Annotated in this window: 6 protein-coding genes; 4 read left to right on the top strand and 2 right to left on the bottom strand. The window is 75.8% G+C overall.

Annotated features, from left to right (window positions below):
• Position 1: 1 nt before the first annotated feature.
• From AB0N04_RS24780 to AB0N04_RS24770, 3 genes are all read left to right on the top strand, one after another.
• Complete coding sequence (locus AB0N04_RS24780; protein ID WP_360211027.1) at positions 2–1,297, top strand: MFS transporter; 1,296 nt, start codon at positions 2–4, stop codon at positions 1,295–1,297.
• Positions 1,298–1,390: 93 nt separating this feature from the next.
• Complete coding sequence (gene ddaH, locus AB0N04_RS24775; RefSeq protein WP_360211025.1) at positions 1,391–2,203, top strand: dimethylargininase; 813 nt, start codon at positions 1,391–1,393, stop codon at positions 2,201–2,203.
• A 123-nt stretch (positions 2,204–2,326) separates the two neighbouring features.
• Positions 2,327–2,566: a hypothetical protein gene (locus AB0N04_RS24770; RefSeq protein ID WP_360211023.1), complete on the top strand. Its 240-nt coding sequence runs from the start codon at positions 2,327–2,329 to the stop codon at positions 2,564–2,566.
• Positions 2,567–2,769: 203 nt separating this feature from the next.
• On the opposite strand, the gene AB0N04_RS24765 is transcribed toward AB0N04_RS24770, so the two are convergent.
• Entirely contained in the window at positions 2,770–6,060 is a 3,291-nt protein-coding gene (locus AB0N04_RS24765) for a BTAD domain-containing putative transcriptional regulator (protein WP_360211021.1), read from the bottom strand.
• Positions 6,061–6,320: 260 nt separating this feature from the next.
• Between AB0N04_RS24765 and AB0N04_RS24760 the strand changes: the two genes are divergently transcribed.
• Positions 6,321–7,394: a hypothetical protein gene (locus tag AB0N04_RS24760; protein ID WP_360211019.1), complete on the top strand. Its 1,074-nt coding sequence runs from the start codon at positions 6,321–6,323 to the stop codon at positions 7,392–7,394.
• 86 nt (positions 7,395–7,480) lie between these two features.
• On the opposite strand, the gene AB0N04_RS24755 is transcribed toward AB0N04_RS24760, so the two are convergent.
• Positions 7,481–9,616, bottom strand: coding sequence for a SpoIIE family protein phosphatase (locus AB0N04_RS24755; RefSeq protein WP_360211017.1), 2,136 nt, complete (start codon positions 9,614–9,616; stop codon positions 7,481–7,483).
• Positions 9,617–10,131 lie beyond the last annotated feature (515 nt).

Genomic DNA, 10,131 nt, shown 5'->3' with positions numbered 1-10,131 from the left:
GATGACCACCACCGTCCCGATCGAGTCACCGGCGCCGCCGCGCCCGCCGCGCAGCCGGTGGGGGCTCTGGGCCCACGGGGACTTCCGCCGGCTCTGGATCGGTGAGACCACCAGCAACCTCGGCACCGCCGTCGGGAGCGTGGCGCTGTCCCTGGTGGCCGTGGTCACCCTGGGCGCAGGCCCGCTCGCGGTGGGCGTGATCAACGCCGCCGCCTGGCTGCCCTGGCTCTTCCTCGGCCTTCCGGCCGGCGCCTGGGTGGACCGCTGGCCGCGGCTGCGGGTGATGCTGGTCTGCGACCTCCTGCTGCTCCTGTTCTTCGGCAGCGTCCCGGTGGCCGCCTGGCTGGGGGCGCTCTCGCTCGCCCAGCTGGTGGTGGTGGCCCTGCTGACCGGAGCGGTGAAGGTGTTCTTCTCCACCGCGTACGGCGCGGTGCTGCCCACCCTGGTGGCGAAGGCCGACCTGCTGGAGGCCAACGTCAAGCTGCGCTCCGGGGCCTCGGCGGCGGAGATCGCCGGGCCGGGCGCGGCCGGTCTGCTCTCGCAGGCCTTCGGTGCCGCCAGCGGGATGCTCGTCGACTCGCTGACCTACCTGGTGTCGGCGATCTGCCTGCGGCGGATCAGGACGCAGGAGCACCCCCCGCCGGCGTCCGAGCGGCGCGGCATCCCGCGCGAGATCGGCGAGGGCGTGCGGTTCCTGCTGCGCGACCCGTACCTGCGGACCTTCGCCTGCTTCGCGGCGGTCGGCAACCTGGGGCTGAACGGCATCCAGGCGGTGCAGACGGTCTTCCTGGTCCGCAGCGTCGGGATCGAACCGGGCGCGGTGGGCGCGGTGTTCGCCCTGGTGAGCGTCGGCGGCCTGGCCGGGGCGATGCTGGCCGGGCGGATCGCCCGCCGGCTGGGCACCGCGCGCGGCCTGCTGGCCTGCGAGCTGGTGGCCGCGCCGTTCATCCTGCTGCTGCCGCTGGCGGGCGAGCGGCTGCCGCTGGCGGTGAGCGCGCTCGCCTGGGCCGTCGCGGTCTGCGGCGTGGTCGCCGGCAACGTCCTGGCCGGCAGCTTCTCCCAGGCCTACTGCCCGCCCGAGCTGATCGGCCGGATCCGGGCCAGCTCCGCGACCCTCAACTACAGCGCCATCCCGGTGGGCGCCCTGCTCGGCGGCTACCTGGGCGAGGTGCTCGGCGCCCGCACCACCATCTGGGTGATGGCCGGGGTGCTGCTCTCGGCCGGTCTGCTGCTGCTGGCCAGCCCGCTGCGCGGCCTGCGGGACTTCCCGACCCGGCCGTCCAAGCCCGCGGCCTGACCATCCGTCATCCGCTCCTGCCGCACCCGCGTTCCCCGTCCCCTCTCCCGCCGTCTCCCCCACCTCTCCCCGCCCCGCATCCGGAGGATCCCGATGACCCGCACCGCCCGTCCGCGCCGCTACCTGATGTGCCGGCCGACCCACTTCGACGTCACCTACGCCATCAACCCGTGGATGGACCCGGCCAAACCGGTGGACACCGACCTCGCCGTCGCCCAGTGGGAGCGGCTCTACGCCCTCTACGCCGAACTCGGCCACCGGGTCGACCTGATCGACCCGCTGCCCGGCCTGCCCGACATGGTCTACGCGGCCAACGGGGCCACCGTCGTGGACGGCAGGGTGCTCGGCGCGCGCTTCCGCAACACCGAACGGGCCGCGGAGGGCCCCGCCTACCTGGAGTGGTTCCGCGACCGCGGCTTCGCGACGCACGACCCCGAGCACGTCAACGAGGGCGAGGGCGACCTCCTGCTGACCGCGGGCTACGTGCTGGCCGGCCGGGGCTTCCGCAGCGTGGCGGAGGGCCACGCCGAGGCGCAGGAGTTCTTCGGCCGGCCGGTGGTCGGCCTGGAGCTGGTCGACCCGCGCTTCTACCACCTCGACACCGCGCTGTCGGTGCTCGACGGGGACGAGATCATGTACTACCCGGAGGCGTTCTCGCCCGGCAGCCGGGCCGTCCTGCGCCGGCTCTTCCCGGACGCCCTGCTGGTGAGCGAGGCCGACGCCGAGGTCTTCGGGCTGAACGCGGTGAGCGACGGCCTGCACGTGGTGCTGCCGGAGGCGGCGGTGGGCCTGGCGGCGCGGCTGCGGGAGCGCGGCTTCCGGCCGATCGGGATGGACCTGAGCGAGCTGCTCAAGGGCGGTGGCAGCGTCAAGTGCTGCACCCTGGAGATCCGCGCGGCGGCCTGATCCGGCGGTCGGTGACCATCGGTGCTCCGCCGTAGATCGGCCGTTGAACGGCCCCCGCAAGACTGGTGCCACACCACGAAGGAGCCCTTCCCCACCAGGGAAGCGACCAAGGGAGCACCAGAGATGACGAAGCGTCCGGCCACCGCCTCCGCCCGCCGCCGCCTGTTCGCCGCCGGCCTCGGGGTGGCCATCGCCCTCGGCGCAGGCGTCACCGCCACGGCCGCGGTGGCGGGGGCGGCCGGCACCGGGTCGGCGACGGTGGTGGTCGGTGACGCGACCCCGACTCCCACCCCCGCCGCCCCGACCCCGACCTCCACCACCGTGCACGGCAGCACCGGCGACTGGAACAGCACCGGCTCCTGAGCGGGCGGCTCCGACTGCAGGATCGATTCTTCCCGGGACATCCGGCCCGGCGGTGACCCCCTGGGGATCACCCCGCCCGGCAGCGGCCCCTACCCGTCACCCCGCCCGGCGGTGACCCGGCCCGGCGCCACCCGGCGTGTGACCCGCCCCCGCGCCACCCGGCGTGTGACCCGCCCCCGCGTCGCCTCGACCGCCGCAGCAGGTCAACGCCCCGGCCGGCAGCCCGTCAGCGGCACGACCGCCGCCTCCCGGTCCTTCCCCCGTCGCTCCTCCCGGACCGACGCGACGGCGTCCCCCTCCCGGACCGACGGGCCCCCGTCCCCGCCCGCGACCGACGGGCCCTCCCCGGATCCCCGGGCCAGCAGCCCCGCCACCTCCCGGGCGTCCGGCAGCCCCAGCCGGACGAAGATCGCGTGCGCCGCCCGCCACCGGCCCCGCGCCTCGGCCCCGCGCCCGAGGTCCGCCAGCGTCCGGCCCAGCACCACCAGCGCCTGCGCCTGGTCCCGCTCCGCCCCCAGCTCCTCGCACAGCTCCAGCGCCCGCCCGGCGTGCTCGAACGCCTCCTCCGTCCGGCCCAGCGACCGCAGACTGTCCGCCAGCCGGTAGCGGGCGTGCGCGGCCCGGGCCTGCAGACCGGCCGCGGTGGCCACCGCCAGGCACTCGCCGAACCAGGTCACCGCCTCCTCGTGCCGCTCCAGCCCGTGCAGCGCCAGCCCCAGCACGTACAGGGTGTACGCCCGGCCCGGATCGTCGTGCCGGGTACGCAGTTCGGCCAGCGCCTCGTGGCAGATCTCCACCGCCTCGGCGGCCCGGCCGCTGCGCACCCGCGCCAGCGCCGCGTTCACCGTCGTCACCAGCGCCCCCGAGCGGTGGCCGAGCTCGCGGGCCAGCAGCAACGCCTCGTCGTAGTGCTCGACGGCCTCGTCGTAGCGGCTGAGGAACTGGCAGACCAGACCGAGGTCGTTCAGCGCCTGGCGCAGGATCACCGTGTCTCCCGCCGAGCGCGAGGCGGCCACGGCGAGGCGGCCCGCCGCCTCGGCCTCCTCCAGCCGGGTGGTGGCCAGGGCGACGTTGCCGCGCAGGAAGTGCGCCCGGCCCGCTGCCCGGGGGTCGGCGCGGTGGTCCGCCGCGGCCGCCAGGGCGTCCGCCGTGGCGGCCAGCCGGGCACCGGGCGGGGCCAGCACGAAGGGCGTGAGCGCGATCAGCAGGTCGATCGCGGCCCGCAGCGGATCCGGGAGGGCGCCCTGCGCGCCGGTGCCGTCCGGTGCCGCCGGCGCCTCGGCCATCGTCCAGGCGGCGACCTGGGCGGCGACCGCGATCGCCCCCGAGCCCTCCGCCTCGGCCCAGGCCCGGGCGCCGTCCGGGCTGCCGAGCGCCACGCCCGGCCCGCGCGCCGGACCGAGCGCGCCGGCGGCCGGGTCCCCGGGGACGGCGTACTGGAAGGCCGAGCAGGCGGTGGCCAGCAGGTGGTCGAGCAGCCGGTCACGGGCCTCCAGCGTCGTGCCGGGGCCGTCGGGTCGTCGCCGGGCGAAGGCGCGCAGGAGGTCGTGGTAGCGGTAACGGCCGGGGAACGGCGACTCCATCATCGCCACGTCCACCAGGGCCTCCAGCAGGTCCTCGGCGTCGTACTCGTCCAGGTCCAGCAGGGCGGCCGCGGCGGGCAGCCCGATGTCCGGCCCGTCCACCGAGGCGACCAGCCGGAACGCCCGGGCCTGGGCGGGCGACAACTGGCGGTAGCTCAGTTCGAAGGCCGCCTCCACCTCGAGGTCGCCGATGCGCAGCTCGTCGATCCGCCGGCGCTCGACCGCCAGCCGGCGGCCCAGCGTCTGCACCGTCCAGCTCGGCCGGGCCGCCAGCCGGGCCGCCACGATCCGGACCGCGAGCGGGAGGTGGCCGCAGACGACCAGGAGGTCCCGGGCGGCCTCCGGCTCGGCCGCCAGCCGCTCCGCGCCGATGGTGCGGCCCAGCAGCTCCAGGGCCTCCTCCGGTTCGAAGACCCCGAGATCGGCCTGGACGGGCGCGGGCAGGCCGGACAGCCGGGTCCGGCTGGTGGTGAGCACGGCGCAGCCGACCGCACCCGGCAGCAGGGGTCTGATCTGAGCGGTGTCGTGGACGTTGTCGAGCACCAGCAGCAGGCGCCGGCCGTCGACGACCGAACGGAACAGCGCCGAGCGGGCGTCCAGCCCCTCGGGCACCGCGTCGGCCGGCACGCCGAGCGCCACCAGGAAGCCGCAGAGCACCGCCTCCGGGTCCGCCGGGGTGGCGTCGGCGCCCCGCAGGTCGGCGTAGAGCTGCCCGTCCGGATAGGCGTCGCGGACCCGGTGGGCGACGTGCAGGGCCAGCGCGGTCTTGCCGACCCCGCCCATCCCGACCACGGTCGCGATCACCAGCGCCCGCCGGTCCGGGGCGCCGAGCGCCTCGCCCAGCCGCTCGACCAGTACCGTGCGGCCGGTGAAGTCCGCAGCGTCGGGCGGCAGTTGGGCCGGGCGGGGGGCGGTCGCCGGGGCCCCGGCGGGTGTGGCGGCCGACTCCCTGTCCGTCACGGCGGGCGCGGCGGGCGGGTACGGCGGCTCGACCCGCGGCTCGGCCGACCCGTTCGGGGCGCTCGGGCCGCTCGGGCCGTGCACGCCGTTCAGCCCGATCGCGCCGTTCAGCCCGTTCGCGCCGTTCAAGCCGTTCAAGCCGTTCGCGCCGTCCGGGCCGGACACGACCACCGCCGACGGCGCCGGCGCGGCGAGCGACGGGTCGCCCTCCAGGATCCGCTGGTGCAGCAGTTCCAGCTCCGACCCGGGCTCCACCCCCAGCTCCGCCAGGAACAACTGACGCGCGCTCCGGTACACCGCCAGCGCGTCCGCCTGTCTTCCGGCCTGGTACAGCGCGCGCATCAGCAGCCCGTACGCCCGCTCGTGCAACGGGTGCTCGGTGGTCAGCGAGGTCAACTCCGGGATGCACCGGGAGAACCGCCCCAGCGCGAGGTCCAGGGCGATCCGCTCCTCCAGCAGCGTCAGCCGCAGCTCCTGCAACCGCTGCCGCTGCCGCTGCGCGAACGGCCCCGGGATGCCGACCAGCGGCTCGCCCTGCCACAACTCCAGCGCCTGGTTCAACAGATCACGCGCCTGCTGCGGCCCCCCGGCCGCCGCCGTCCGCTCGGCCTGCGCCGCCAGCTCCTCCGCCTGCGCCGCGTCCACGGCGTGCTTCGGCAGCACCAGCCGGTAGCCGTCCCCGACCGAGGTCAGCACGTTCGGCGCGTCCGGCCCCTCGCCGTGCAGCACCTTGCGCCACCGCCAGGCGTACGTCCGGACCGTCGTCATCGCGGTGCTCGGCGGCTCCTCGCCCCACAGGGCGTCGATCAGGTCCGTGGCGCTCGCACCGTGCCCCGGCCGCAGCAGCAGCACCGCCAGCATCGCCTGCTGCTGCGGGCTGCCGACCTTCAACACGGTGGTACCGCGCTGCGCCCGCATCAGCCCCAGCACGGAGAACCGGAAATCACCCATTCCTGCACCTGCCCGCTTCATGTGCTCGCCCCCGCCCCAGCACGTGCCCGCCCCCGATTGATGAGCCCCTATCAACCCACGGCACCCGTCGAAATGTCGAGGGATCGTAGAGCCCGTGGTGATCCGGTGTTGATCGGCGCCCACCACAATCACCGGTGTGGCGTCCACGGTCGGCGCGGCACGCACCGCTGGACCCGCCACACACCCGGTCGCCCCGCCACCGCCCGGCGACCACCCACGGCCCTCGGAGGCGGACACCCATGAACACCGACCTGCTCTACCGGCTGCTCGAGCTCGATCCGGGCGCCGGCCCGGTCGAACTGCTCCACCGGGCCCGCGCAGGCCGGAACCTCCCCTACCTGGTGCTCGCCGCGCTGGACCGGGAGGGCGTCCGGATGGGCGAGCACGCCCGCGCCGAGCTGCAGCGCGCCCGCGAACGGGCCCGCTGTTACGCCGGGATCGCCGACGACCTCGCCGACGCCACCGGGGTCCGGCCGATCCGGGACCTGCCGCTGGCCGCCCACTACCCGTCCGACCTGCCGCGGCCGCTGGGCGAACTCGCCCTCGTCAGCCCGACCGAGGCCACGCTCTGGCAGGCCGTCAACCGGCTGGTCACCGACCACCCGGTGGAGTCCGTCGAGGTCACCCTTCTCGGCGAGCGGCCCCGGCACACCGCCGTCACCCTGCGCTGGCCGGCCGAGGACCCGCTGCTCGACCCCTGGTACCAGGTACGGGTCGCGACCGCCGCTCTCACCGGCGACCTCGCCACCGTCCCGGTCCGCCCCTACCTGGCCGCCGACGACCACGTCGAGTGCCTGATCGCCCTCGCCGAGGACGGGCTCCGCCGCCCCTTCGGCCCGGGCGACGTCATCGACGTGGCCCAGCTGGCCGGACAGCCCTTCGAACCCGTCGAGACCGCCGCGGTGGTCGCCGCCTACCGGCTGGCCCCGGAGGCCGTCGCCCTGCTCGACCTCGCCGCCGAGCACGTGCCGCTGGGCCCGCTGGGCGGAGTGCGCACCGTCCTGGAGGCCGAGGTCGGCCCCGAGCTCCGGCGCCGCCGCACCGAGGCCCGCCCGCTCCGGCCGCGGCACGGCACCCTGCTGCGCCGCACCGTCATCCGGCACCGCTGGGACGAGGCCCTCCTGCTGCCGGCCGGCGCCGCCACCCTGCTGCTCACCCCGGTCGCCGACTACCTGCTCACCGCGGAGGGCGACCGGCCGGCCCCGGCCGAACGCGCCGCCGCCCTCGCCGCCCTCCAGGCCTGGGACGCGACGGCCCCCACCACCCCGCACCCGTCCCCCTGCCTCGGCGCCCCGCAACCCCACCGTGGCTGACCCCGCGGCCGCTGACCCCACCGCCGCTGGCCCCGCGGCCGCGGGCCGTGCCGCGGTCGGCCGGGCGCGGCGGTCAGGCGCGGCGGTCAGGCCGCCAGCGGGAACTCGCACCAGACGTTCTTGCCGCTGCCGAGCGGCTCCACGCCCCAGCTCCCGGCGAGGGCGTCCACCAGCAGCAGCCCGCGGCCGGAGGTGGCGGTCTCGCCGGGGGCCCGGCGGCGCGGCAGGACGCTGGAGCGGTCCCGGATCTCCAGGCGGATGCAGGGGGCGGTTCCGGCCCGCAGTTCGATGGTGAGCAGTGCGCCCCCGTCGGTGTGGACCAGGGCGTTGGTGATCAGTTCGTCCGCCGTGAGTTCGACGTCGGACAGCAGGTCGGTCGCACCCCACGCGGCCAGGGCCTGGCGGAGCATGGCCCGGGTCTCCGCCAGCCCCTCCGGGTCGGCCTGGTGGACGTGCTGGGTCATCTGCCGGGTGGTGTGGGCGCCGGGTACGGCTGCGCGGTGCAGCAGCAGGAGCGCCAGGTCGTCGCTGTTGTCGAGGCGGCTGGGGTGGCTGCCGCAGAGGTGGTCGGCGAGCGCCTCGGTGTCGAGCGGGCCGGCGCGCAGGGCGGCGGCGAGCGCGTCGAGGCCGTCGGTGATGTCCCGGCCGGGGTGTTCGACCATTCCGTCGGTGCACAGCAGCAGGGTGTCCGCGGGGTTGAGGTCGAGGCGGGTCTCGGGGTAGGAGTCCTGGCCGAACACCGTGGCCACGCCGAGCGGCAGACCGCCGCGGACGCCGGCCCAGGCGGTCAGGCCGGTGCCGCGCCGCACGAGCGGTTCGAGGTGGCCGGCCCGCACCAGGCGCAGCGTCCCGGTCTCCAGGTCGGCGTCGACGTAGATGCAGGTCGCGGACCGTTCGGTGTCGAGGTCGGCGAGGAACCTGGACACGCGGGCCATCACCGTGGCGGGCGTGTGTCCCTCGGTGGCGTAGGCCCGCAGGGCGATCCTCAACTGGCCCATGATGGCGGCCGCGTGGCTGTCGTGCCCCTCCACGTCGCCGACCACGAGACCGACCCGCCGACCGGGCAGGGGGATGACGTCGTACCAGTCCCCGCCCACCTCGCGTCCGCTGTGGCCGGCACGGTAGCGGACGGCCACCTCGCCGCCGGTGATCTCGGGGATGCGGCGCGGCAGCATGGTGTTCTGGAGCGTGGTCGCGAACTCGCGCTCCTGGTCGAAGAGCATGGCGCGCTGCAGGGACTGCGCGACGGCACTGCTGAGCGCGATGCAGATATTGCGGTCCTCGGTGCTGAAGGGGCGCCCGTCCCGGTAGAACAGGCCCAGCGCGCCGATGGAGCGGGCCTGGGCGGCCAGCGGCAGGAAGGCCGCCGCCTCGATCCCCATCTCCTCGGCGTAGGGCAGCAGCCGGGGGTAGCGGGTGGTGAGCTCCTCCCTGGTGCTGACGAACCGCGGGCGCCGGGTGAGCACGGCCTCGGACAGCGGCAGGCCGTCGCCCAGGTGGGTCAGCGACAGGTCGTCCCGGGCCCTGAGCTCCGCCGACGGCTGCTCGGTCGCGGCGACGAGGCGCATCACGTCCCCGTCGACCAGCCCGAGGGCCAGTCCGTCCGCGCCGAAGCGTCGCAGCCCTTCGCTGTCGGTCAGCACGCCGGTCACGTCGCGGACGGTGATGGCGCGGGCGAGGGCCTCGGTGGTGGCGCGCACGGAGTCGGTCTGGCGGCGCCGGTCGGCGGCGAGCGTGCGCATCCCCTCGGCGTGGGCCAGCTCCTCCTCGGCGTTGCGGACGATGCCGACGATGCGGTACGGCCGGGCCTGCGGGTCGCGCAGGACGCGCCCCTGGGTGTGCGCCCAGCGCAGGGACCCGTCGCGGCAGACCAGGCGGAAGTAGCACGCGAAGGTCAGGTGCCCCTCGCGCAGCGCGAGCGAGACGGCCTCGTCAAGCCGCTCGCTGTCCGCCGGCAGCACCCTGGCGGAGAGTGACGAGGGGTGTCCGTCGAACTCGTCGGCCCGGAGGTCGAACACGTCCAGGCCCACGTCGTCGAGGTGGTAGGTGTCCTTGTCGAGGTCCCAGTCGAAGCTGCCCATGCCGTTGAGCGCCAGCCGGTCGTTGGCCGCGGTCGGCTCGGCGGCGCCCTGGCGGGCCGCCGACGGCGACGGGGCGCGGGCGGACACGGGGCGGGTGATCCGGGGGTCGTAGCCGCCCGGAGACCTGGACGCGTTTGCCATGGCAGGGCTCCCGTCCGATCGATGGCCCGCCGCCCCACGACCGGCTCGCCCCTGCCCGCTGCGGTCACGGAGAGTGGCGTACACGCGCGACGACGTGGCGCCGTAGGTGCTCCGCCGCCCGCGCCCGGTCCGTTCCTGGAACGCCTGGTCAGTCTATCCAGGGGGCGCGGCCTCGGCATCGACGCGCGAACCGCGGACCCGACCGTGACCTCAGCCGCCGATGTCGTACGCCACGGTGACCGGCGCGTGGCCGTCCCACCACTCGGCGTGGCTGTCGCCTCACCCGCCCGGACCGGGCGAGGCGACGCGGAGCTCGATGCGCCAGCGGATGGAAGCCATTTCGCCGGAGGCCCACCGATTCGAATGCGAATCATTCCGGAATGTCCTGGTCCTGGAACTACCTCCAACCCCCGCGAGCGCGGGGCCGACACCTGGCCCGCGGGGCAAGCTGTTCGGTCAGGCCCGACGCACCCGGACAGCAGGCGTCCGATCGGAAGACCGAGGAAGACGGCGAG

This window comes from Kitasatospora sp. NPDC051702, assembly GCF_040681575.1.
In the GTDB taxonomy this organism is placed as follows: Bacteria; Actinomycetota; Actinomycetes; order Streptomycetales; family Streptomycetaceae; genus Kitasatospora.
This window is presented reverse-complemented; position numbering and strand designations above follow the sequence as displayed.

Bases quoted from the DNA above. Each gene is read 5' to 3' on its own strand.
- AB0N04_RS24770 (WP_360211023.1), top strand. From the start codon at position 2,327: ATGACGAAGCGTCCGGCCACCGCCTCCGCCCGCCGCCGCCTGTTCGCC.
- AB0N04_RS24760 (WP_360211019.1), top strand. From the start codon at position 6,321: ATGAACACCGACCTGCTCTACCGGCTGCTCGAGCTCGATCCGGGCGCC.
- AB0N04_RS24755 (WP_360211017.1), bottom strand. From the start codon at position 9,616: ATGGCAAACGCGTCCAGGTCTCCGGGCGGCTACGACCCCCGGATCACC.
- ddaH (WP_360211025.1), top strand. From the start codon at position 1,391: ATGACCCGCACCGCCCGTCCGCGCCGCTACCTGATGTGCCGGCCGACC.
- AB0N04_RS24780 (WP_360211027.1), top strand. From the start codon at position 2: ATGACCACCACCGTCCCGATCGAGTCACCGGCGCCGCCGCGCCCGCCG.
- AB0N04_RS24765 (WP_360211021.1), bottom strand. From the start codon at position 6,060: ATGGGTGATTTCCGGTTCTCCGTGCTGGGGCTGATGCGGGCGCAGCGC.